Annotated in this window: 26 protein-coding genes; 6 read left to right on the forward strand and 20 right to left on the reverse strand. The window is 67.8% G+C overall.

The window, feature by feature from the left end:
• Positions 1 to 159: 159 nt before the first annotated feature.
• The 13 genes from ptsP to AC5P9N_RS00485 form a co-directional block, all read right to left on the reverse strand.
• A complete protein-coding gene (ptsP, locus tag AC5P9N_RS00425; RefSeq protein WP_099484777.1) occupies positions 160 to 1929 on the reverse strand; it encodes a phosphoenolpyruvate--protein phosphotransferase in 1770 nt (589 codons plus the stop codon).
• A 2-nt stretch (positions 1930 to 1931) separates the two neighbouring features.
• The gene (locus AC5P9N_RS00430) at positions 1932 to 2201 is read right to left on the reverse strand and encodes an HPr family phosphocarrier protein (protein WP_005408385.1); all 270 of its coding nucleotides are present in this window, start codon (positions 2199 to 2201) and stop codon (positions 1932 to 1934) included.
• On the reverse strand, positions 2194 to 2586 hold the full coding sequence (locus AC5P9N_RS00435) for a PTS sugar transporter subunit IIA (RefSeq protein WP_005408386.1): 393 nt from the start codon (positions 2584 to 2586) through the stop codon (positions 2194 to 2196). The genes AC5P9N_RS00430 and AC5P9N_RS00435 overlap by 8 nt, the downstream gene beginning before the upstream one ends.
• A gap of 495 nt (positions 2587 to 3081) precedes the next feature.
• Positions 3082 to 3966 (reverse strand): RNase adapter RapZ, encoded by an 885-nt coding sequence (gene rapZ, locus AC5P9N_RS00440; RefSeq protein WP_005412498.1) that lies wholly within the window; start codon positions 3964 to 3966, stop codon positions 3082 to 3084.
• Between the two features lie 27 nt (positions 3967 to 3993).
• Complete coding sequence (gene hprK, locus AC5P9N_RS00445) at positions 3994 to 4944, reverse strand: HPr(Ser) kinase/phosphatase (protein WP_099484778.1); 951 nt, start codon at positions 4942 to 4944, stop codon at positions 3994 to 3996.
• A complete protein-coding gene (locus AC5P9N_RS00450; RefSeq protein WP_005408389.1) occupies positions 4941 to 5393 on the reverse strand; it encodes a PTS sugar transporter subunit IIA in 453 nt (150 codons plus the stop codon). The genes hprK and AC5P9N_RS00450 overlap by 4 nt, the downstream gene beginning before the upstream one ends.
• 21 nt (positions 5394 to 5414) lie before the next feature.
• Complete coding sequence (gene hpf, locus AC5P9N_RS00455; protein ID WP_004147311.1) at positions 5415 to 5732, reverse strand: ribosome hibernation-promoting factor, HPF/YfiA family; 318 nt, start codon at positions 5730 to 5732, stop codon at positions 5415 to 5417.
• Between the two features lie 58 nt (positions 5733 to 5790).
• Positions 5791 to 7212, reverse strand: coding sequence for an RNA polymerase factor sigma-54 (locus tag AC5P9N_RS00460; protein ID WP_099484779.1), 1422 nt, complete (start codon positions 7210 to 7212; stop codon positions 5791 to 5793).
• A 39-nt stretch (positions 7213 to 7251) separates the two neighbouring features.
• Positions 7252 to 7971, reverse strand: coding sequence for an LPS export ABC transporter ATP-binding protein (lptB, locus tag AC5P9N_RS00465; protein WP_005408391.1), 720 nt, complete (start codon positions 7969 to 7971; stop codon positions 7252 to 7254).
• Entirely contained in the window at positions 7971 to 8522 is a 552-nt protein-coding gene (gene lptA / locus AC5P9N_RS00470; protein WP_005408392.1) for a lipopolysaccharide transport periplasmic protein LptA, read from the reverse strand. Before lptA ends, lptB begins: the two co-directional genes overlap by 1 nt.
• Before the next feature lie 103 nt (positions 8523 to 8625).
• Complete coding sequence (gene lptC, locus AC5P9N_RS00475; RefSeq protein ID WP_012479345.1) at positions 8626 to 9201, reverse strand: LPS export ABC transporter periplasmic protein LptC; 576 nt, start codon at positions 9199 to 9201, stop codon at positions 8626 to 8628.
• A complete protein-coding gene (locus AC5P9N_RS00480) occupies positions 9198 to 9746 on the reverse strand; it encodes a KdsC family phosphatase (RefSeq protein WP_099484942.1) in 549 nt (182 codons plus the stop codon). Before AC5P9N_RS00480 ends, lptC begins: the two co-directional genes overlap by 4 nt.
• 66 nt (positions 9747 to 9812) lie before the next feature.
• Positions 9813 to 10814, reverse strand: a complete 1002-nt coding sequence (locus AC5P9N_RS00485) for a KpsF/GutQ family sugar-phosphate isomerase (RefSeq protein ID WP_012479347.1) — start codon at positions 10812 to 10814, stop codon at positions 9813 to 9815.
• Between the two features lie 54 nt (positions 10815 to 10868).
• On the opposite strand from AC5P9N_RS00485, the gene AC5P9N_RS00490 reads away from it, so the two are divergent.
• From AC5P9N_RS00490 to AC5P9N_RS00500, 3 genes are read left to right on the forward strand one after another with little or no spacing between them, the layout of a single operon-like run.
• A complete protein-coding gene (locus tag AC5P9N_RS00490; RefSeq protein WP_005408396.1) occupies positions 10869 to 11099 on the forward strand; it encodes a BolA family protein in 231 nt (76 codons plus the stop codon).
• Positions 11100 to 11120: 21 nt separating this feature from the next.
• Positions 11121 to 12392, forward strand: coding sequence for a UDP-N-acetylglucosamine 1-carboxyvinyltransferase (gene murA / locus AC5P9N_RS00495; RefSeq protein WP_099484943.1), 1272 nt, complete (start codon positions 11121 to 11123; stop codon positions 12390 to 12392).
• The gene (locus AC5P9N_RS00500) at positions 12389 to 12706 is read left to right on the forward strand and encodes a hypothetical protein (RefSeq protein WP_005408398.1); all 318 of its coding nucleotides are present in this window, start codon (positions 12389 to 12391) and stop codon (positions 12704 to 12706) included. Before murA ends, AC5P9N_RS00500 begins: the two co-directional genes overlap by 4 nt.
• A gap of 139 nt (positions 12707 to 12845) precedes the next feature.
• Here the strand turns inward: AC5P9N_RS00500 and AC5P9N_RS00505 are convergent, their stop codons facing one another.
• From AC5P9N_RS00505 to purM, 7 genes are all read right to left on the reverse strand, one after another.
• Positions 12846 to 13529 carry a DUF3108 domain-containing protein gene (locus AC5P9N_RS00505; protein WP_005408399.1) on the reverse strand — a complete coding sequence of 228 codons (684 nt, stop codon included), beginning with the start codon at positions 13527 to 13529 and terminating at the stop codon, positions 12846 to 12848.
• A gap of 2 nt (positions 13530 to 13531) precedes the next feature.
• Entirely contained in the window at positions 13532 to 14353 is an 822-nt protein-coding gene (locus tag AC5P9N_RS00510; protein WP_005412504.1) for a DUF3108 domain-containing protein, read from the reverse strand.
• 67 nt (positions 14354 to 14420) lie between these two features.
• Complete coding sequence (purN, locus tag AC5P9N_RS00515) at positions 14421 to 15080, reverse strand: phosphoribosylglycinamide formyltransferase (RefSeq protein ID WP_033835545.1); 660 nt, start codon at positions 15078 to 15080, stop codon at positions 14421 to 14423.
• Positions 15077 to 15739, reverse strand: a complete 663-nt coding sequence (locus tag AC5P9N_RS00520) for a DUF2238 domain-containing protein (RefSeq protein ID WP_099484944.1) — start codon at positions 15737 to 15739, stop codon at positions 15077 to 15079. Before AC5P9N_RS00520 ends, purN begins: the two co-directional genes overlap by 4 nt.
• 41 nt (positions 15740 to 15780) lie before the next feature.
• Positions 15781 to 16203 carry a hypothetical protein gene (locus tag AC5P9N_RS00525; RefSeq protein ID WP_005412507.1) on the reverse strand — a complete coding sequence of 141 codons (423 nt, stop codon included), beginning with the start codon at positions 16201 to 16203 and terminating at the stop codon, positions 15781 to 15783.
• Positions 16200 to 16688: a hypothetical protein gene (locus AC5P9N_RS00530; protein ID WP_005408404.1), complete on the reverse strand. Its 489-nt coding sequence runs from the start codon at positions 16686 to 16688 to the stop codon at positions 16200 to 16202. Before AC5P9N_RS00530 ends, AC5P9N_RS00525 begins: the two co-directional genes overlap by 4 nt.
• Positions 16689 to 16711: 23 nt before the next feature.
• Positions 16712 to 17770 (reverse strand): phosphoribosylformylglycinamidine cyclo-ligase, encoded by a 1059-nt coding sequence (gene purM / locus AC5P9N_RS00535; RefSeq protein WP_043034199.1) that lies wholly within the window; start codon positions 17768 to 17770, stop codon positions 16712 to 16714.
• A 99-nt stretch (positions 17771 to 17869) separates the two neighbouring features.
• Here purM and AC5P9N_RS00540 point away from each other — a divergent pair, with 99 nt between their 5' ends.
• The 3 genes from AC5P9N_RS00540 to hda are packed head-to-tail and all read left to right on the forward strand — an operon-like array spanning position 17870 to position 20882.
• Positions 17870 to 19009, forward strand: coding sequence for a DUF2066 domain-containing protein (locus tag AC5P9N_RS00540; RefSeq protein ID WP_005412509.1), 1140 nt, complete (start codon positions 17870 to 17872; stop codon positions 19007 to 19009).
• Positions 19006 to 20175: an AI-2E family transporter gene (locus tag AC5P9N_RS00545; RefSeq protein ID WP_005408407.1), complete on the forward strand. Its 1170-nt coding sequence runs from the start codon at positions 19006 to 19008 to the stop codon at positions 20173 to 20175. Before AC5P9N_RS00540 ends, AC5P9N_RS00545 begins: the two co-directional genes overlap by 4 nt.
• Positions 20175 to 20882, forward strand: a complete 708-nt coding sequence (hda, locus tag AC5P9N_RS00550) for a DnaA regulatory inactivator Hda (RefSeq protein WP_005408408.1) — start codon at positions 20175 to 20177, stop codon at positions 20880 to 20882. The genes AC5P9N_RS00545 and hda overlap by 1 nt, the downstream gene beginning before the upstream one ends.
• The last annotated feature ends 55 nt before the right edge of the window (positions 20883 to 20937 follow it).

Below are 20937 nucleotides of genomic sequence, written 5' to 3' on the forward strand. Positions count from 1 at the left end.
TCATTATCGCAAGGCGATGTTTCAACGCATAGCCGCCGGGTGGCGGTAGTGCCGGCCGCTGGCCGGCAACCTCTTGGCCTTCAACGAGACGGGGTCAGATCCCTTTTCCCGCGAAAAAGGGATCTGACCCCAGGCGTGCATGCCCGGCGAGCCGGGGTATCAGGCCGTTTCGGCCACCAGTGCCAGCCAGCGTTCGATCGCGCGGCGGTCGCGCGCGGCCAGCAGCTTCGGTGCGCGCGCGCGCAGCATGGCCAGGTCGGCCTCGCGGACCGCGCGGCGTACTTCCAGCAGCGTGCCCGGGTGCAGGCTGAACTCGGTCAGGCCCAGTGCCAGCAGCAGTGGGGTCATCCGCGCATCGCCGGCCATCTCGCCACAGACCGCCACCGGGATGCGGTGGCGCGCGCCGGTCTCGATCACCATCTGCAGCAGCCGCAGCACCGCCGGGTGCAACGGCGAATACAGCTCGCCCAGTGCTTCATTGTTGCGGTCGGCCGCCAGCAGGTACTGCACCAGGTCGTTGGTGCCGATCGACAGGAAATCGACCAGGTCGATGAAGCTTTCCAGCGCCAGCGCCGCAGCAGGGACTTCGATCATCGCGCCCAGTGGCACGTGGTCGGACACCATGTGGCCTTCGCCGCGCAGCTGTTCGGTCAGCTTGAGCATGCGGCGGCGCACTGCCAGCAGTTCCTCCCGGGTGCTGACCATCGGCACCAGCACCCGCAGCTTGCCGTAGGCCGAGGCGCGCAGGATCGCGCGCAGCTGGGTGTCGGCTACCTTCGGCCGTGCCAGCGACAGGCGTACGCCGCGAAGGCCGAGCGCCGGATTTTCTTCGTTGCTCAGGGTCAGGCCGGTGCGGTCGGCCTTGTCCGCGCCCAGATCGAGGGTGCGGATGGTCACCGGTCGCCCGCTCATGCCCAGTGCCGCATCGCGGTAGGTGTGGAACTGTTCTTCTTCATCCGGCAGCTCGTTGCGCTGCAGGAACAGGAATTCGGTGCGGTACAGGCCCAGGCCGTGGGCGCCCAGCGCATGCGCCTGGGTCACGTCCTCCAGCGACTCGGCATTGGCCAGCAGGGCAATGTCGACCTGGTCGCGGGTGCGGCTGGGCTTGCTGCGCAGGCGGCCGAGCTCGCGCTGTTCGCGCGCGTGTTCCTTCAGTCGTGCGCGGTAGTCGCGCAGATTGTCGGCCTGTGGATTGGCGGTGATGCTGCCGTCGGCGCCGTCGATGATCAGCACGTCGCCATCGGCGATGCGGCTGAGCAGCTGCGGCACGTTGACGATCAAGGGCAGGTGCAGGCTGCGCGCAAGGATCGCGCTGTGCGAGAGCGCGCTGCCGGCGGCGGTGACGATGCCGACCACGCCTTGCGCCTGCAGCTGTGCCAGTTCGGAGGGCGCGATGTTGTCGCAGACCAGGATCTCGCCGGCCAGGCCTTTCACCGCTGGCGGGCGTTCGGGCTGCAGGAAGGCATGGATGCGGCCGATCACATGGTCGAGGTCGTCCATGCGGCTCTTCAGGTAAGCATCGTCCATGCCGTCGAAGACCTTGGCCAGGCGGTCGCGCTGCAGGCGCAACGCATAGCCGGCGCTGTACGGTCCGCTGCGGATCAGTTCGTCCAGCCCATACAGCAGCTCGGGATCGTCCAGCAGCAGCGCATGCAGGTCGAGGAACTCACCCACTTCCTGGTTCAGCGCTCCATGCAGGCGCTGGCGCAGCTCGTGCATCTCCGAGCGCGCGGCGTCCACCGCGCGATGCAGGCACGCCAGCTCGGCCTCGACCTGGTGGGCGGCAACGCGCTGCTCGGCCACTTCCAGTGCATGCGGCAGGCGCACGCGGGCGCGGCCCATTGCCGTGCCGCGGGCGGCACCATGCCCGGCCAGCAGCAGTACCGGCCGCTGGCCGGAAGGGGGTTGGCCGGCGCGTGCGCGTGGCACGCTCAGCTGTCCTCGTCGAAACGGCGTTCGAACAGGCCGACCACCGCCTCCATCGCGGCGGCTTCGTCCTCGCCGTTGATCCGCACGGTGACCGGGGTGCCCTGGCCGGCGGCCAGCAGCATCACGCCCATGATGCTCTTGGCGTTGATCTCACGGCCTTTGGCGGCCATGGTCACGTTGCAGCGGAACGGCGCCAGGGTCTGCACCAGCTTGGCGGTGGCCCGGGCATGCAGGCCCAGGCGGTTGCTCACGGTGAGTTCTCGTTCAAGCATCGTCGACTATCGCTCCATTACGGGTACCCGCCGCGGCTGTGGCGGGCAGTTGATCCAGTCCCTGTTCCGGATAATTCATCACCCGCAGCAACATCGGCAGGCTCAGCGCCGACACCCGGCGAACCGGGGTCCCCAGCCGGGCCAGCTGCCCGGCAAGGTTGGCGGGGCTGGCGCCGTACAGGTCGGTCAGGATCAGCACACCATCACCCCCGTCAACCCGCCGCAGGGCGGCCGAGGCGAGCGGGAGCAGGGCGTCCAGGTCTGCGTCGAACGGTACTTCGAAAGCTTCGGTTTTCAGCGGCAACTGCCGCAGGAGCCGGGTCGCCACGTCAAGCAGGGCGGTCCCGACCCCGGGATGTGTTACGAGGAGAATGCCACAGGTCATTACTGCACGTTAACAGGTCAAGGTGAATTGGCGATAGCAGCAGGAGAGGGGCACTGTGTCCCGTATTCAGCGTTGCTCCCAGGGGAGGCCTTTTCCGTTGAGAGAGAGATCCGACCCCATCCGTTTTTTCGATGCCTGACAGCGATTCATCCACGCAGGCGTGGATCCATCGTGTCGACCAGGGTCGACTCCCACCCGCAGCAGAAATCTGTCAGAGGTGGGGCGGTGTGGGTCTGCAGGACCGTTGGCGCCATGGATGGCGCCATCGAGCCCCCAGGGGTGAGGGCGCTTTGCTTGCGAAGCACTGCTTCGCAAGCGCCCGAACGCCCAGCCGCCAGCGGCTGGGCCGGACCGCGGAGCGGGGTTCACGGCGTGTCCTGCAGACCCACACCGCCCCGCCATCCCACGGAATGCCGCTTCTGCTGTTGCTGTTGCTGTTGCCGGCCAGCGGCCGGCACTACCGGCGGGTGCCGGGCGCAGCCCGGCCGACCCCCCTCAATCCTGTTCGCGGTGGTACGTCGCCACGTCTTCCCAGCCCATCTCGCGGGCATGCCGGGCCAGACGCTCGGCCAGGAACACCGACCGGTGCTTGCCGCCGGTGCAGCCGAACGCCACGGTCACATAGCTGCGGGTGCCATCGCTCAGCTTCGGCAGCCAGGTATCGAGGAAGTCCATCAGCTGGGCCAGGTAGCGCTGCACGTCCGGCTGCGCTTCCAGGTAGTCGCGTACACCCGGTTCGCGACCGCTGAGCGCGCGCAGGTCCGGGTCCCAGTGCGGATTGGGCAGCACCCGCGCATCGAACACGAAGTCCGCCTCGGCCGGCACGCCGCGCTTGTAGGCGAACGATTCGAACAGCAGCGACAGGCCGGTGGCATGGTCCATCGTGAACTCGGTGATGATCCGCCGCCGCAGCTGATGCACGTTGAGGCTGCTGGTGTCGATCACCGCATCGGCCTCGCGGCGCAGCGGTGCGGTCAACTCGCGTTCGCGGGCGATGGCTTCAGGCAGCGACAGGCCCAGCTGGCTCAGCGGATGGCGGCGGCGGGTGTCGGCGTAGCGCTTGAGCAGCGTCTCGTCGCTGGCTTCGAAGAACAGCACCTTCACGTCCACGCCGGCGTCGGCCGCCAGCTGCCGCCAGTCGCCCAGCTGGCTCAGGTCGGCCTGGCCGCGAACGTCGATGCCTACGGCCAGACGCCGTGGTGCGCTGCCGTCGTGGTTGGCCAGCAGGCTGCGCACGAAGTCGGGCAGCAGATTGATCGGCAGGTTGTCCGAGCAGTAGTAATCCTGGTCCTCGAAGGTCTTCAGGGCGACGGATTTACCCGAGCCGGACAGGCCACTGACGATGATCAGGGTCGGGGCGGAGGGGGTGACGGTGCTCATGGACAGGCTCTTCGAAGGGCAGGGAAATCAGGGTGTTCGCCGTTCCAGCAGGTTGCTGTGACGGGCAATGAACATGGCTGCCGGGTCGATGCCCTTGGTGCGCAGGATGTGCAGGCGGGTGGCCGCCTCGGTCAGCACGGCCAGGTTGCGGCCGGGCATCACCGGCAGGGTGATCAGCGGTACGTCCAGGTCCAGCACATGGCGGGTGCCCGAATCGCCGGTCAGGCGCTCGTAGCCATGCGGGGTGGGTTCGGTCATCGGCTTGGTCAAGTGGACGATCAGCCGAAGGTACTTGTTCTTCTTTACAGCCGTGTCGCCGAACATCTCGCGCACGTTCAACACGCCCAGGCCGCGCACCTCCAGCAGGTCCTGCAGCAGCTCCGGGCAGGTGCCATCGAGTACATCGGGCGCGATCTGGGTGAATTCGGGGGCATCGTCGGCCACCAGGCGATGGCCACGGCTGAGCAGTTCCAGCGCCAGTTCGCTCTTGCCGGATCCCGCTTCGCCGGTGATCAGCACGCCGATGGAATAGATCTCCATGAACACGCCATGCAGGATCACCCGCGGCGCCAGCGTCCGCGCGAGGTGGTAGGACAGGTGGTTGAGCAGTTCGTGGCCGCGCTTGGGCGACAGCCACAATGGCGTGCCGGATTCGTCCGCGGCAGCGCGCAGGTCTTCCGGGCAGGCCTGGTTGCGGGTCAGCACCAGCGCCAGCGGGTGCGACTGCATGATCTTTTCGATGGTCTCCCAACGCTGGCGCGGTTCCAGCGCATCCAGCCAGGACAGTTCCTCGGTGCCCAGGATCTGCACCTTGTTGGGATAGATGGCATTGAGGTAGCCGGCCAGCGAGGGGCGCCGCGAGACCGTGTTGCCGGCCTCCAGCTCGCGCTGCTCGCCGGACTTGCCGGCAGCCCAGCGCAGTCCCAGCCGCTCGCGCTGCTGTTCGAACAGTTCACGGGCGGTGATGCTGGTATTCATGCGGCACTCGCAGGTGGGGTCATGTCCAGCGCCTCGCGCAGCGCCCGGGCATCGCCCGCTTCGCGCAGGGCCTGGCGGATGTCCGGCGCCGAGAACAGCTCGGCCAGCTCGGACAGCAGCATCAGGTGCTGGTGGGTGTAGTGGGCGGGGACGGCCATCGCGAACACCAGGTCCACCGGCTCCTCGCCACCGAAATCGACCGGGGTGGCCAACCGCAGCAGGGCGCCGCGGGGGCGGTCCAGGGTTGGCGCGCGGCCGTGGGGAATGGCGATGCCGTGGCCGATGGCCGTGCTGCCCAGCGCTTCGCGCTGGCACAGGTTCAGATAGATCTGTTCGGCGTTGGCCTGGCGGCAGGCCAGCAACCCGGCGGCGGCCTGCAGGACGCTGTCACGGTCGGTGGCCGTGCAGAGCTGGGTCTGCACGGCCGCCAGGAGGTCAGTCAGGGGCATGTCTGCGGGGAACGGTGGCGATCAGCCACCATTGTCGCCCACCGGCAGCGGTGCGTGCTGCTGTTTTTTCTCCTTGTGCTTGATCACCAGACGGTCAAGCTTGTCCGCAAGCAGGTCGATCGCGGCATACATCGTCTGGGCATTGGCCTCAGCGTGCAGGGTCTGGCCGGGAATGTTGAGGCTGGCGTCGACGTGGTGTTCGGTCTTCTGCAGCTTGAGGGTCACCCGCGCTTCGCAGTGCTGGTCGAAGTGCTTTCCGATCCGGGCCAGCTTCTCCTCAACATAGGACTGCAGGGCCGGGGTGACTTCGACATCTTTGCCAAACGTTTCGATGCGCATCGGGTTTCTCCTGTGTTCGGATGTGCCAATGAACCTCTCCGCCGGGCGCGGCGGCGCGTCAAGCGATTCTGACCCTTTCGTGCGAGGCGGAAATGTTCATGGCTTCACGATACTTCGCCACGGTGCGTCGCGCTACTGGAATTCCCGACGATTTGAGCAGGTCAGCCAGCTTGGCGTCAGAAAGCGGCTTGCGCGGGTTCTCGTCGTCGATCAGGCGCCGGATCATCGCCTGGATGGCGGTGCTGGACGCCTCGCCACCGCTCTCGGTATCGATGCCCGAAGCGAAGAAGGCGCGCAGCGGCAGGGTGCCTCGCGGGGTACGCACGTGCTTGCGGGCGATCGCGCGCGAGACCGTGGATTCGTGCAGGCCGAGTTCGGCGGCGATCTCGCGCAGGGTCAGTGGACGCAGCGCCTGCTCGCCGAATTCGAGGAAGCCGGCCTGCTGCAGGATCAGGCTGCGCACGACGCGCAGCAGGGTGTCACCACGCTGCTGCAGCCCTTTCAGCAGCCAGCGCGCTTCCTGCAGCTGGGCACGCAGGTAGCCGGCATCGGCGTCGCCACAACGTCGGATCAGCTGTTCGTAGCCACGGTGGATCACCACCTTCGGCCCGGCATGCGCGGCCAGCGCTGCGCGCCATACGCCGTTCTGCCGCCACACCACCACGTCCGGCACCACGTAGGTGTCCTGCGACAGCGGCGCGATCTGCGTGCCCGGGCGCGGGTCCAGCGAGCGCAGCAGCGCCACGGCAGTCTCGACCTCGTCCAGCGGCAGCTTCAACTCATGGGCGAGCCCGGCGACGCCGCTGCGCGGCAAACGTTCCAAGGGTCCTGCGGCAATCTGTCGCGCCAGGAGCAGGCCGGGCGTGTCGCCGGCCAGCACATCCAGCTGCAGCAGCAGGCATTCGCCCAGCGTGCGTGCAGCCACACCCACCGGATCGAAGCGCTGGATGCTATGCAGCACGGCGAGGATCTCGTCCTCGTCGGCGTGGATCGCCGGCAACAGGGTTTCAGCGATGGTGGCCAGCGGCTCGCGCAGGTAACCATCGTCGTCCAGTGCATCGATCAGCGCGGCACCGATGCTGCGATCACGCGAGGACAGATGCGACAGATGCAACTGCCACAGCAGATGGTCGGCCAGTGTTTCGGTTTCGGCTACGCGCTCGGCAGCGCTGCCGTTGTCGTCGTCATCATCGAAGCTGCCACCGCTGCCGGTCGTCGTCCAGTCCAGTTCGGTCGGCGCCCAGTCGTCGCCCTCATCGCTGCGCTCTGCAGGCGCTTCGTTGTCGTTGCCATCGCTGCCTTCGTTGGCGGCGCTGCTGTCGTTGCTGTCGGCCCAGTCCAGCAGTGGGTTGCTTTCCACTGCCTGCGCGATCTCCAGCTCCAGTTCGGTGGCCGACATCTGCAGCAGCTTGATCGCCTGCTGCAACTGGGGCGTGAGCACCAGTTGCTGTCCCAACGATGTCTGCAGCCGAGTCTTCATGCCTGTGCCGAAAGGAAGGAAAGGGACCCGGCGACTGCTTCACAGCTTGAAGGAATCCCCGAGGTAGACGCGACGTACATCGGCGTTGTCCAGGATCGCCTCCGGCGAACCCTGGGCCAGCACGCTGCCCTCGGCGAGGATATACGCGCGGTCGCAGATACCCAAGGTCTCGCGCACGTTGTGGTCGGTGATCAGCACGCCGATGCCACGCTGCTTGAGGTGGGTGACGATGCGCTGGATCTCGCCGACCGAAATCGGGTCGACACCGGCGAACGGTTCGTCGAGCAGGATCAGGCGCGGTTGTGCGGCCAGTGCGCGGGCGATCTCGCAGCGGCGGCGTTCGCCACCGGACAGGCTGGCGCCGAGCTGGTCGGCGACATGGCCCAGCTGCAGTTCGTCTAGCAGGCCGTTCAATTCGCGCTCGCGGCCGGCCGAGTCCAGGTCCTCGCGCAGTTCCAGCACCAGGCGGATGTTGTCGGCCACGGTAAGCTTGCGGAACACCGACGGTTCCTGCGGCAGGTAGCCCACCCCCTGCTTGGCGCGGGTGTACATCGGGTCGCCGGTGATGTCCTTGCCGTCGAGCACGATGCTGCCGGCATCGGCGGCCACCAGACCGACGATCATGTAGAAACAGGTGGTCTTGCCGGCACCGTTGGGGCCGAGCAGGCCGACCACTTCACCCGCATCGAGGGTCAGGCCGAAGTCCTTGACCACTTCGCGCTGCTTGTACTTTTTGCGCAGGCCCTTGGCGACGAGCATTACTTCCTGCTCCCGGCCGGCTGTGCCGGCGTGGTGGCCTTGGGCTGTGCCGCAGGCGCGGCCGGGGTCTTGTTCTTCGGCGGGATGACGGTACGCACGCGGCTGCCGTCACCACCGGAGTTCATCTCGCCGGTGCGGGTGTTGTAGACCATGCGCTGGCCGGCATTGGTGCCGCGCGCGCTGGTGACCTTGTAGTTGCCGGTCAGGGTGATGATCTCGGTCTTGATGTCGTAGTCGATGCGATCAGCCAGCGCATCCATCCAGGTGCCGTCATCAAGCTGCTGCTTCATCTTGGCCTGCTTGCCGGTGAACACCACGCGCACGGCCTCGCCGTCCTTGAGGTAGATCTCGGCCTCGGACGAACGCAGGTCCAGCGTGCCCTGGGTGATGATCACGCCCTGCGACAGCACGGTCTTGCCGTCGCCGGTGAGCATGCCGGACTGGGCGCCGGAATCGATGTGCATGTCTTCGTTGCGGTCGGTGGACTTGGCGAAGGCGGCGCTGGGGACAAGAAGACCGAGCGCGAGTACGGCGGCAAAGGGAATCTTCATCGGGGTCCGTTCTACCGGTGGGGGCCTGCCGGGCGGGCCGGGGGCGGAGGGTGGGGCTGTCGGCCCTGCGCCTGTCCGGAGACGTCGCGGGCTGGCGGCGGAATCAGCGTCTGGGCGTGTAACGGCCCTTGGACTGGCTGAGGAAATGATACGTGTTGTTCTTCGAATCCACTTCGAAGCCGACGCCGGACTGTTCCATGCCCGGGCGGGTCATGGTCACCAGGGCGTCGGTACGGGCGCGGTTCTCCTTCGGGAACACGTCCAGGTGGTCGGTGCGGAAGGTGGTCGGCACCACGCCCGGGCCCGCCGGGCTGTCGCCGGCAACCTTGCCGCGCAGCTTCATCTCGTCGCCCTTGGCGCTGAGCCAGCCGGTCTCGGCACGCAGCGTCCAGTGCTTGCCATCCTTGTCCGGCATCTCGAACAGCGGGGTGGCGATGTTGATGGTCTGGTCGCCGCGCTGGCGCTCCAGCCGCGGTGCGCGCAGGGTGGTCGATTCCTTGCCGTGCTCATCCAGGGCAACGATCTGGAAGTCATGGAGGATGTAATCCACGCCGATTTCCTGGCCCCCCGTGGCTGGACCCTTGTCGCGGTTGCGCAGCGCCGCCCAGCTGCTCAGCAGGGCGGCCAGCAGCAGGCTGATGCCGAGCACGGTGCGCCAGTTCAAGGTGGGCAGGTTCATGCGCCAAACCTCGCCAGCACCGCATCCGCGCGGCCCTGGGCGGCCAGCAGGATGTCGCACAGCTCGCGCGCGGCGCCACGGCCACCCTTGGCGCGGGTCTGCCAATGCACGCGTTCGGCGATCCACGGATGGGCATTGGCCGGGGCCACCGCAAGGCCGACCGCACCCAGCGGCGCCAGATCGGGCAGGTCATCGCCCATGAACGCCACCTGTTCCAGGCCGATCCCGTGCTGCGCACACAGCGCCTGCACGCTGGCCAGCTTGTCGCCCACGGCGATCTGGGTGTCGATGCCGAGGTCGGCGCCGCGCTTGAGCGCGGACTGGCTGTTGCGCGCGGTGATCAGCACGGGGTGGATACCGTGCTGCTGCAGCAGTTTCAGGCCCAGGCCATCCTGCACGAAGTACGCCTTGCTCTCGTTGCCGTCCTTGTCGTAGTACAGCCGACCGTCGGTGAGGGTGCCGTCCACGTCGAAGCAGGCTAGGCGGATCTGGGCCGCAGCGGCATGCAGGTGGGCGGGGAAGGCGGGCAGGGGGGACCAGGGCATCAGGGCGGCAGGCTCGTTATGGGCGGGTGCAGCGTTACAGACTGAATGGGGTCTACGGACTGTCGGTTAAACCACCCGGGCCCGCAACAGGTCATGAATGTTCAGCGCGCCAACCGCGCGGCCCTGGCCATCAACCACGATCAGGCCGGTGATCTTGTGGGTCTCCATCAGGCGGGCGGCCTCGACCGCCAGCTGGTCGGCGCCGATGGTGCGCGGGTTGCGGGTCATCACGTCGGCGATCTTCGCCGTGCGCACATCCAGCGCGCTGTCCAGCGCACGGCGCAGGTCGCCGTCGGTGAACAGCCCGATCAGCACGCCGTCGGCGTCGACCACGGCGGTCATGCCCAGCCGCTTGCGGCTCATTTCCACCAGCGCCTCACTGAGGCTGGCGTCGGCGCCCACGCTGGGCAGGTCGTCGCCGGTGTGCATGACGTCGGTGATGTGCAGCAGCAGGCGACGGCCGAGGCTGCCGGCCGGGTGCGAGCGGGCGAAGTCATCGGCGGTGAAGCCACGTGCATCGAGCAGGGCCACGGCCAGTGCATCGCCCATCGCCAGCGAGGCGGTGGTGCTGGAAGTGGGTGCCAGCGCCAGCGGGCAGGCCTCGGCCGGCACGCTCACATCCAGATGGATGTCGGCGGCGGCGGCCAGGCTGGACTGCGGGCGGCCGGTCATGGAGATCAGCAGGTTGCCTTGGCGCTTGAGCACCGGCAGCAGCATCAGCACCTCGTCCGATTCGCCCGAGTAGGACAGGGCCAGCACGACGTCATCCTCGGTGATCATGCCCAGGTCGCCGTGGCCGGCTTCACCGGGGTGCACGTAGAACGCCGGCGTACCGGTAGAGGCCAGGGTGGCGGCGATCTTGCGCGCGATATGCCCGGACTTGCCCATGCCGGTGGCAACCACCCGCCCGCGGCTGGCCAGGATCGCCTGGCAGGCCTGCTGGAAGGCCTCGCCGAGGCGGTCGGCCACGGCATCCAGGGCCTGCCGCTCGATCTCGAACACGCGGCGGCCACTGGCAACCAGGCCGGCAGGGTCGACGGAACGGGGGGGCAACAGGGATTCGGCCATGCGGACGCCACGCAGCGGAAGTAGAATGGACCCACATTTTATTAGGAAAGCCCGTTGGACGCCGACACCATCCGCAATCTGATCGAAACCGGCCTGCCCGGCGCCCGCGCCGACGTGCAGGGCGACGATGGCGTGCATTTCGAAGCGACCGTGGTCTGCGAGGCCTTCGCCGGCAAGATGCCGCTGGCCCGCCACCGCATGGTGTATGCCACCCTGGGCGACCTGATGGGCGGCGCGATCCACGCGCTGGCGCTGAAAACCGTGACCCCGGCCGAAGCCGGCTGAACCGCAGAAGATCCCGAATACATGGCCAAGATCGTTGTGACCGGCGGCGCTGCGCTGCACGGTGAAGTGAGTATCTCCGGCGCCAAGAACGCCGTCCTCCCCATTCTCTGCGCGACCCTGCTGGCCGATGCGCCGGTGGAGATCACCAACGTGCCGCACCTGCACGACGTGGTCACCACGGTGAAGCTGCTGGGCGAGCTGGGCGCCAAGGTCACCATCGACCAGGGCACGCTGTCGCGCGGCAGCGCGATCGTGGTCGACCCGCGTCCGGTCAACCAGCACGTCGCACCGTATGAGCTGGTCAAGACCATGCGCGCCTCGATCCTGGTGCTGGGCCCGCTGCTGGCCCGCTTCGGCGCCGCCGAGGTGTCGCTGCCGGGCGGCTGCGCGATCGGCTCGCGACCGGTCGACCAGCACATCAAGGGCCTGCAGGCGCTGGGCGCCGAGATCGTGGTCGAGAACGGCTTCATCAAGGCCAGCGCCAAGCGCCTGAAGGGTGGCCACTTCACCTTCGACATGGTCAGCGTCACCGGCACCGAGAACGTGCTGATGGGCGCGGTGCTGGCTGAAGGGACCACTGTCCTCGACAACTGCGCGATGGAACCGGAAGTGACCGACCTGGCGCACTGCCTGATCGCGCTGGGCGCGAAGATCGAAGGCCTGGGCACCGCCCGCCTGGTGATCGAGGGCGTCGAGCGCCTGTCCGGTGGCCGCCACGAAGTGCTGCCCGACCGCATCGAGACCGGCACCTTCCTGGTGGCCGCAGCGATGACCGGTGGCAAGGTCACGGTCAACCGTGCGCGCCCGAACACCATGGACGCGGTGCTGTCCAAGCTGGTCGAGGCCGGTGCGAAGATCGAGACCACCGACGACACCATCACCCTGGACATGCAGGGCAGGCGGCCGAAGGCGGTCAACCTGACCACCGCGCCGTACCCTGCATTCCCGACCGACATGCAGGCGCAGTTCATGGCGCTCAACTGCGTGGCCGATGGCGTGGGCGTGATCAACGAAACGATCTTCGAGAACCGTTTCATGCACGTCAACGAACTGCTGCGCCTGGGCGCGGACATCCAGGTTGAAGGCCACACCGCCATCGTGCGTGGCAGCGAGCACCTGAGCGGCGCACCGGTGATGGCGACCGACCTGCGTGCGTCGGCCTCGCTGATCCTGGCCGGCCTGATGGCCAGCGGCGATACCACCATCGACCGCATCTACCACCTTGATCGTGGCTACGAGAACATCGAAGAGAAGCTGTCTTCACTCGGCGCCACCATCCGGCGCGTGCCATGATCCTGCGCGGCAAGTTCAGCCCGCGTCGCAAGGCGCTGCTGGCCCTGGTGCTGATCGTGCTGGCGTGGCTGGGCTATGCCTGGTACGCCAACATCGCCATCACCCAGGGCATCGAGCAGAAGGACATGGACTGGAACGGCGACGGCACGGTCACGCGTGATGAAATCATCGAGTCGTTCTATGCGGTCGCAGTGAACGACAGCCAGGACGGCAACCGTCATTGCCGCACCTTCGTCTGGCGCAGCACCGGTGAGCAGATCCGCGTGGACTGCCGCACCGAGTTCAAGCCGGCGGCGGCCGAGGAAAAGAAGTAAGAAAAACGCCCGCGAAAGCGGGCGTTTTCTTTTCGCGGGGTCCGGGGTCGGAGCCCTTTCCATCGGAAAGGGCTCCGACCCCAGCCACACAACCGGGGTCAGAGCCCATCCCCGAGGGGATGGGATCCGACCCCGGCACTCAGTTCATCGCCTTGATGGTCAGGTCCAGCGCATCGCGGCCGCTCTCACGCTGCAGCATGCGCGCCGGCACCGGGAAGTCCGGCACGATCCAGGCGATCAGCTCCTTGTTGCCATCGGCGCGCGAGACCTTGGTCGCCTCGTAACTCTTGCCGGCCACGGTGATCGATTCCTTGCCGATCACGCGGTAGGTCATGTTCTTGATCCGGCCTTCGTCCACCATGCGATAGGTCAGCGGCTTGCCGGCGGCCAGGTCACGGGCGATCGCCAGGTTGATCAGCAGCGCGTCCATGTCGCCTGCTTTCAGCGCGATGGGGCCCGCACGGTCCGGCTTGATGTCGCCGGTCCAGGTGGCCTGGTTGCTGGTCCAGTTGTAGTTGGCCTGCACGTTGCGCTTCTTCACCAGCAGTGCCGAACGGTCCTGGCTGCTGAGCGGGCGCAGCTGGCCACGCACTTCCTCGAACACCGTGCTCTGGCTGAGGTCGGCCAGCTGGTTCTTCACCTGCAGGCTGTAGCGCCATTTGTTGCTGCCTTCGCTGGCCAGGGTCATGGTGCCGTTGGCCTGCATGCCCATGTAGCTGGCCAGGTAATCCGCCTTGAACGGTTCCAGCGCCATGGCCGGCAGGCTGGCCACGGTCAGGGCAGCGGCTGCGATCCAGGTGAGGGGGCGGGTCAGGGTATTCATGCTCAGACTCCTTGGTATTCGATCAGGCGCAGGTCGACGCGGTCTTCGCCGTCTTCGCGTTGCAGGATGCGCACCGGGGTGGGGACACCGTTGGCGATCCAGAGAATGGTTTCGTTTCTGCCACCGTTGGTCCGGTAGACCCGCAGCGCGTTGTAGGACAGGTCGCCGACCTCGACGTTCTCGGTCTGCGGCGCGGCCTGGTAGTCGTGTTCGCGGACCTTGCCCATGTCCACGTAGCGGTAATGCATGGTGGCGCCCGGACGCGCATCGCGCATGATGGCCAGGTTGATCAGCAGCGCGCTCTGGTCGCCGGCCCGCAGCGGGATCGGCTGCGCGCGCTCCTTCTTGACGTCGCCGGTCCATTGCGCGGTGCCGGCCTGCCAGTTGTAAGTGCCCACGGCCTTCTTGCCCAGGAACAGGCCCTTGCGCACCGTGCTCTGGCTGAGCGGTGCGTAGACGCCACTGCGCTCCTCGAACACCGTGCTCTGCTCGATGTTCAGGCCGAGCACGCTGGCAAAGCCGCGGCGGCCGACCACCTGCATGTCCACGCGCCACTGGCTGCCGCCGGTGTGGGTGACCTGCATGCTGGCATCACCCGCTTCCTTGCCCTTGTAGAAGGCCTGGTAGGTGGCGGTGAACGGCTGCAGCGGCGGCGGCTCCCAGGCCAGTGCCGGCAACAGCGGCACACTGGGCTCGTTCGGTGGCAGCGCAGCGGGTGTGGGCGGCGGGGAAGCCGCAGGCGGCTGCGCCTGGCCCCAGCCCACAGCGGGAAGCACGGCAAGCGACAACAGCAGTGAAGTGGACAGCAGCGTCGTGGTCTTCATGGAGGACAGGAACCGCGGGAGGGGGCAGGATGCCAGCCCCGCAGTCAGCGGGGCGTGTGCAAGAGCGTTACCGGTTCAGGTTTCCGGCGGAATCTAGGGCCAAGGGGCTAAACAGGGGGTGACCGTCCAGCCAGGGCTGACCCTCCCGTTCAGCCAGGCGGCCCTCGCACAGCAGCTGCAGTGTGGCGATCAGCAGCGGATGCTCCACCGCAAGCACGCGTGCGGCCAGCGCCTGCGCGTCGTCGCCGGGCCGCACCGGCACGCGGGCCTGCGCCAGCACCGCGCCGGCATCCAGTTCGGGGACCACCAGGTGCACGCTGGCGCCATGCTCGGCGTCACCGGCCTGCAGCGCCCGCGCGTGGGTGTCCAGGCCCTTGTGCAGCGGCAGCAGCGACGGGTGGATGTTGACCAGGCGGCCATCGAAACGCTGCACGAAGGCCGGACCAAGGATGCGCATGTAGCCGGCACAGACGATCCAGTCCGGCTGTACCGCGGCAAGCGCATCGCCGAGCGCCTGCTCGTAGCTGGCGCGGTCGCTGAATTCCTTCGGTGCATGCGCCCAGCGCAGGCCGGCATCGACACGCAGCAGGGCCTCTGCGGCGGGGCGGTCGGAGAACACGCCGACCACCTCGGCCGACAGGCGGCCGCTGCCGATCGCGTCGAGGATGGCCTGCAGGTTGCTGCCGCGGCCCGAGGCGAGCACGGCGATGCGGGTTGGGGCGGTCATTGCAGGGAACTCCGGCGGATCAGAGGCCAGGTCAGCAGGCTGCCGACGGTCGCCATCAGCATGTCGGCATGCGCATCCCACATGTCACCCTGCTGGCCGTTGTAGGCTTCGGCGGCATCCGGCGACAGCGCCAGCGCGATGGCCCATTCGAACCATTCGTAGACCAGGCTGGCACACATCACCGTCATCACCGCCAGGGTGAAGGCCTGGCCCAGGCGCAGCGCCGGCCACGCATGACGGGCCAGCTGCAGCAGTGCGGGGGTGAAGCAGACGCCGAACAGGAAGTGGATGAGGCGGTCGAAATGGTTGCGCTGCCAGCCGAAGGCCGCATTCGGCGACCAGCCGGTCAGCATCTGCGCCCAGGCGTCGTAGGGCACGTTGGAATACAGCCAGCGCGCCGCCACGCAGTGCAGGGCGATGAAGCCGCAGATGGCGATGAAGGCGCCGTTGCCCAGCCAGCCGCTGCGGCGGTCGACCCACAGCAGCGCGGCCAGACCGACCACGGTCAGCGTGCTGTGCAGGGCCTGCTCGATGGGCCACAGCGGGTGGATCCAGCTGATCGCGAAGACCGCCAGTACGGCAGCGAAAGCCCACTTCTTCGGGACCGGGAAGCGGCGGGTGGTGGGCGAATCAGACGTCGGGAGGGCAGGCGCGGACATGGGAAATCGATCAGATGAGGACGGGGCGTCTGCCGGCAGGTTCAGGCACTGAGGTGATCACCGCGGTCGAACAGCGCAGCCATCTCCGGCTTGGACAGGAACACCCAGGCATAGGCGGCCAACGCCATGCCCAGTGGTCCAGCCAGCACGCCCAGCCACGCCGCGCGCTGGCACCAGGCCAGCCCGGTGCGATGTGACAGCTGGCGCGCGGTGTGCAGCTGCACGAACCCCAGCACGGCGGCCAGCACGGCGATGGACGCATAGACCGTGGTCAGCATCCAGGCATCCTCCAACCCGCGCGACTGGGCCACCCAGCCGCTGAGGCCGAGGAACGCCACTGCGGCGACCCAGTGAAAACCGGCCAGGGCGTAGAACAGCACTCTCAGTGTCTGCAGATGGCTGGTCAGCTGCAGCTGCGCCAGGGTCTGATGCGGCAGCGGCGGTGGATTGCCGGAGGCGGTCATGCGGTCGCGGCGGGAAGGTCGAAGGCGGCCTTGACCTGCGGGCGCAGCAGGGTGATCAGGCTGAACACCCCCAGCACCGTGCCGACCGGCGTGAACAGGCAAGCCAGGCCAGCCGCGATCAGGCACAGCAGATGGCGACGGCGGCGGGACAGGCAGCGGCCGGCATAGGCCACGAACGCGCCCAGCGTGATGCCACCGAACACGACGACGCAGCCGAGAACGGTGAACACCCAGCCCATCAGGCGCTGTTCCTCCAGCGAGGAGGGCTCGCCGCCGGACTTCATCGGCAGGCTGCCGGTCAACGCGGCGATGCCGATCACGATGTGCAGGATGAAGATCAGCGAGAACAGCACGATCAGGCCACCGACCACGTAGTGTGCGATGGCCAGCATGCGCAGGTGGTCGGCATCCTGCGCGCTGAACGGCGGTACCGTCGCCAGCGGCGGCGGCACGGGGGCGGGCGACAAAGGGGGCGTTGCGTCCATGCGGGGCTCCTGGGTTGCCGGCGTCAGCCGATGTGGACGCGTTCGGCGCCTTCGGCGGTGACCACCTGGCCGATGGTCCAGTGCTCCAGGCCCTGCGCCTTGACTGCATCGGAAACGGCAGCCACCTGGTCCGCTGCGACGATCAGCACGAAGCCGATGCCGCAGTTGAAGGTGCGCCACATCTCGCTGTCGGCCACCGCGCCTTCCTTCTGCAGCCACTGGAACACCGGCGGCAGGGCCCATGACGACGCCTGGATGTCCAGGCCGAGGCCGTCGGGCACTACGCGGATGATGTTCTCGGTCAGGCCGCCGCCGGTGATGTGGGCCATGCCATGGATGGCCTCGCCGTGCGACTTCAGCAGCGACAGGATCGGCTTCACATAGAGGCGGGTCGGTGCCATCAGCGCATCGACCAGCTTCACGCCGCCTTCCAGCTCCAGATCGGCCGGGCGACCGGCGCGGTCGTAGATGCGGCGCACCAGCGAGTAGCCGTTGGAGTGCGGGCCGGAGGAGGCGATGCCGATCAGCACGTCGCCGGCGGCCACGCTGGCGCCGTCCTTCAGCTCGCTCTTCTCCACCGCGGCGACCGTGAAGCCGGCCAGGTCGTATTCGCCGGGGGCGTACATGTCGGGCATTTCAGCGGTTTCGCCGCCGATCAGCGCACAGCCGGCCTCGGTGCAGCCGTTGGCGATGCCGCCCACGACCGCTGCGGCGGTGTCGATGTCCAGCTTGCCGGTGGCGAAGTAGTCCAGGAAGAACAGCGGTTCGGCGCCCTGCACCAGCACGTCGTTCACGCACATGGCGACCAGGTCGATGCCGATCGTATCGTGGCGGTTCAGCTGGTGGGCCAGCTTCAGCTTGGTGCCCACGCCGTCGGTACCCGACACCAGCACCGGCTCGCGGTACTTGTTGGACAGGTCGAACAGGGCACCGAAGCCACCCAGGCCGCCCATCACTTCCGGGCGGAAGCTGCGCTTGACCAGGGGCTTGATCCGCTCGACCAGCGCATTGCCGGCGTCGATGTCGACCCCCGCGTCACGATAGGTGAGGGGGGAGGGGGCGGAAGACGGGGTGTTGGTCACGGGCGTCGGCGCTGGCAGGGGTTGAACGGGCGATTTTAACAGGCCGCATTGGCGCAAAGGCCGTATTCGGGCAACAATTCCCCCGGATACGTCGAGCCAATGGATGTCCTGATGCGCCGCAGCCTGATTCTGACCCTGCTCCTTGCGCTGAGCCTGCCGGTGGCCACGATGGCCCAGAGCGGCCTTCGCACCGAGGGTGATGTCGCCACCGCCAGTGGCGCGTACGAGGCCGAAGTGCCCGTCAACAGCCAAGCCGAGGCCGATCGCAACGGCGCCCTGGCCCGCGCCCTGAGCGTGGTACTGGGCAAGCTGTCCGGCGACCGCAGCGTGATGTCCCGCCCCGGCGTGGTGCAGGCGCTGCGCAACGCCAAGGACTACGTGGCCAGCTACGACTACAAGCAGGACCAGAGCGTGGGCGCCAGTGGCGCCCCCAGCTTCCGTACCCTGCTGGTGGCCCGCTTCCGCGAGGATGATGTCGACTCGCTGGTGTCGGCGCTGGGCCTGCCGCTGTGGCCGCAGCCGCGACCGAAGCCGGTGCTGTGGCTGGCCGTCGACGATGGCAGTGGCCCGCGCCTGGTCAGCGTGCAGCAGGCCAACGCCGCCCGGCCGTTGCTGAACCGCGCCATCGAGCGCGGCTACAAGCTGGGCCTGCCCAGTGGTGGCGCCGCTGAACAGGCGCTGGCGGGTGCGATCTGGCGCCAGGACAGTGCCGCCGTGGCCCGTGCCTCCTCGCGCTACTCGCCGCCGATGCAGCTGATCGGCAAGTTGTACCGCGCCAATGGCGGCTGGCAGGCGGACTGGGTGTTCGTCGACAACGGCCGTGAACTGAACAAGTGGACCAGCAAGGACGCCAACGCCATGCGCGCGATGGCGGCCGGTGCCGACGGCGCCGCCGATGCGCTGGTCAAACGCTATGCCAAGGCCGGCGCCGCCGTCGGTCAGGCCGGGACCTACCGTGTGGTGGTCACCGGCATCAACAGCGCCGACGACTACCTGCGTCTGGCCGCTGGCCTGCGCGAGGTGCCGGTGGTGCGCAATGTCACCCCCCTGCATGCCTCGGCTGGCCAGCTGGAGCTGAACCTGGAGATGACCACCGGCCTGGCCGGCTTCAACCGCATGCTGGGCGACAACGGCGTGCTGGCGCCGAGCGCTCCGCTGCCGGCCCTGCCCGCTCCGATCGACGACACCACCGGTACTCCGGTGGCCGCCCCGGTCAGCAACGAGTACCGCCTGCGATGACTCTGACCCCGGAAGCGGAAATCGCGCAGTTCCTGCGCCGCCTGAAATACATCCTGTTCGCCGGCCTGATCGGCTGGGTGGTGTGGCTGCTGGCGCCGATCCTGACCCCGTTCGTGCTGGCGCTGGCGCTGGCCTGGCTGGGCGACCCGCTGGTGGACCGCATCGAGGCCACCGGCCGCTCGCGCATGACCGGCGTAGTGCTGGTGTTTGCGGCGATGGTGCTGGTGATCGTGGCGCTGCTGCTGGTGCTGGTACCGATGATCGAGCGCCAGATCACCACCCTGATCGCAGTTGCCCCGCAGGCACAGGCGTGGCTGATGGAGAAGGGGATTCCCTGGTTCGAGCAGAAGACCGGCCTGGAAGTGATGCAGTGGCTGGACCCGGACCGCCTGATCGAATGGGTGCGCAGCCACTGGCAGCAGGCCGGCGGCTTCGCCACCACGTTCATGGGCTACGTCTCGCGCTCCGGCTTCGCGATGGTGACCTGGGTGGTCAACATCCTGTTGCTGCCGATCCTGGCGTTCTACTTCCTGCGTGATTGGGACAAGCTGGTCGAGCGCGTGGCGTCGGTGATTCCGCGCAACCACATTGGCACCATCAGCGCGTTGGCGCGTGAGTCCAACGAGGTGCTGGGTGCGTTCATCCGCGGCCAGTTCCTGGTGATGCTGGCACTGGGCGTGATCTATGCCGGCGGCCTGTCGCTGGTCGGCCTCAAGCTGGGCCTGCTGATCGGCCTGATTGCCGGTCTGATCAGTTTCATCCCGTACCTGGGCGCGACCACCGGCGTGCTGATGGCGGTGATCGCCGCGCTGGTGCAGGCACAGGGCTTCGACCTGAAGCTGCTGATCCTGGTCGGCGTGGTGTTCACCGTGGGCCAGCTGCTGGAGAGCTACGTACTGACCCCGCGCATCGTCGGCGACAAGATCGGCCTGCACCCGGTGGCGGTGATCTTCGCGGTGATGGCCGGCGGCCAGCTGTTCGGCTTCCTCGGCATGCTGCTGGCGCTGCCGGTGGCGGCGGTGACCAACGTGCTGCTGCGCTACGCGCACCAGCGTTACCGCCAGAGCGAGCTGTACGTGGGCGAGAAGCCGGCAATCGTGCTTGACGGCGTGGTCGATGCGCCCCATATCATCGTTCCGAACGAAAAAGGCCCCGACCTGAAGTGATGGGTGTGCCGCAACTGCCGCTGGCCCTGCATTACCCGCGGGACCAGCGCCTGGAGACCTTCATCGGCGCGCCGGATGGCGCGCTGGCGCAGCTGCGCGCGATCGCGGTGGGTGCCAGCCACGATTGGGTCTACCTGGAAGGTGCGGCGGGCACGGGCAAGACCCACCAGGCGCTGGCGATGTGTTCCAGCGCCGAGCAGGCAGGGCGCCTGCCGACCTATGTGCCGCTGGCCAGTGCGGCCGGCCGCGTGCGTGCGGCGCTGGATGGGCTGGAGGCGCGTGAGCTGGTGGCGCTGGACGGCCTGGACGAGGTTGCCGGCAACCGCGACGACGAGATCGCACTGTTCGATTTCCACAACCGCGCGCGCGCTGCAGGCGTGACCGTGCTGTACACGGCGCAGAAGGCCCCGGAAGCGCTGGGCCTGGTGCTGCCGGACCTGCGTTCACGGCTGGGCCAGTGCGTGCGCGTGCTGCTGCAGCCGCTGGATGAGGAGGGGCGGGCAGCGGTGCTGCGCGAGCGCGCGCTGCGGCGTGGGCTGGCGATCGACGAGGCATCCATCGAGTGGCTGCTGTCGCACACCGGGCGCGAGCTGGGTGGGTTGATCACGCTGCTGGACTGGCTGGACCGCGAGTCGCTGGCGGCGAAGCGGCGGATCACCGTGCCGTTCCTGCGCCAGGTGCTGGAAGAAGGCCGGCCCCGCTACTGAGGGTGGGGTTTGCTTTGCAGGGCTGCGCCCTGCACCCGCCGAAGCCGAAGCAACG

The sequence above is a fragment of the Stenotrophomonas sp. YJH_SMC_6 genome (genome assembly GCF_059371335.1).

Bases quoted from the DNA above. Each gene is read 5' to 3' on its own strand.
- AC5P9N_RS00430 (WP_005408385.1), bottom strand. From the start codon at position 2,201: ATGCTTGAACGAGAACTCACCGTGAGCAACCGCCTGGGCCTGCATGCC.
- AC5P9N_RS00435 (WP_005408386.1), bottom strand. From the start codon at position 2,586: ATGACCTGTGGCATTCTCCTCGTAACACATCCCGGGGTCGGGACCGCC.
- rapZ (WP_005412498.1), bottom strand. From the start codon at position 3,966: ATGAGCACCGTCACCCCCTCCGCCCCGACCCTGATCATCGTCAGTGGC.
- hprK (WP_099484778.1), bottom strand. From the start codon at position 4,944: ATGAATACCAGCATCACCGCCCGTGAACTGTTCGAACAGCAGCGCGAG.
- AC5P9N_RS00450 (WP_005408389.1), bottom strand. From the start codon at position 5,393: ATGCCCCTGACTGACCTCCTGGCGGCCGTGCAGACCCAGCTCTGCACG.
- hpf (WP_004147311.1), bottom strand. From the start codon at position 5,732: ATGCGCATCGAAACGTTTGGCAAAGATGTCGAAGTCACCCCGGCCCTG.
- AC5P9N_RS00460 (WP_099484779.1), bottom strand. From the start codon at position 7,212: ATGAAGACTCGGCTGCAGACATCGTTGGGACAGCAACTGGTGCTCACG.
- lptB (WP_005408391.1), bottom strand. From the start codon at position 7,971: ATGCTCGTCGCCAAGGGCCTGCGCAAAAAGTACAAGCAGCGCGAAGTG.
- lptA (WP_005408392.1), bottom strand. From the start codon at position 8,522: ATGAAGATTCCCTTTGCCGCCGTACTCGCGCTCGGTCTTCTTGTCCCC.
- lptC (WP_012479345.1), bottom strand. From the start codon at position 9,201: ATGAACCTGCCCACCTTGAACTGGCGCACCGTGCTCGGCATCAGCCTG.
- AC5P9N_RS00480 (WP_099484942.1), bottom strand. From the start codon at position 9,746: ATGCCCTGGTCCCCCCTGCCCGCCTTCCCCGCCCACCTGCATGCCGCT.
- AC5P9N_RS00485 (WP_012479347.1), bottom strand. From the start codon at position 10,814: ATGGCCGAATCCCTGTTGCCCCCCCGTTCCGTCGACCCTGCCGGCCTG.
- murA (WP_099484943.1), top strand. From the start codon at position 11,121: ATGGCCAAGATCGTTGTGACCGGCGGCGCTGCGCTGCACGGTGAAGTG.
- AC5P9N_RS00500 (WP_005408398.1), top strand. From the start codon at position 12,389: ATGATCCTGCGCGGCAAGTTCAGCCCGCGTCGCAAGGCGCTGCTGGCC.
- AC5P9N_RS00505 (WP_005408399.1), bottom strand. From the start codon at position 13,529: ATGAATACCCTGACCCGCCCCCTCACCTGGATCGCAGCCGCTGCCCTG.
- AC5P9N_RS00510 (WP_005412504.1), bottom strand. From the start codon at position 14,353: ATGAAGACCACGACGCTGCTGTCCACTTCACTGCTGTTGTCGCTTGCC.
- purN (WP_033835545.1), bottom strand. From the start codon at position 15,080: ATGACCGCCCCAACCCGCATCGCCGTGCTCGCCTCGGGCCGCGGCAGC.
- AC5P9N_RS00520 (WP_099484944.1), bottom strand. From the start codon at position 15,739: ATGTCCGCGCCTGCCCTCCCGACGTCTGATTCGCCCACCACCCGCCGC.
- AC5P9N_RS00525 (WP_005412507.1), bottom strand. From the start codon at position 16,203: ATGACCGCCTCCGGCAATCCACCGCCGCTGCCGCATCAGACCCTGGCG.
- AC5P9N_RS00530 (WP_005408404.1), bottom strand. From the start codon at position 16,688: ATGGACGCAACGCCCCCTTTGTCGCCCGCCCCCGTGCCGCCGCCGCTG.
- AC5P9N_RS00540 (WP_005412509.1), top strand. From the start codon at position 17,870: ATGGATGTCCTGATGCGCCGCAGCCTGATTCTGACCCTGCTCCTTGCG.
- AC5P9N_RS00545 (WP_005408407.1), top strand. From the start codon at position 19,006: ATGACTCTGACCCCGGAAGCGGAAATCGCGCAGTTCCTGCGCCGCCTG.
- hda (WP_005408408.1), top strand. From the start codon at position 20,175: ATGGGTGTGCCGCAACTGCCGCTGGCCCTGCATTACCCGCGGGACCAG.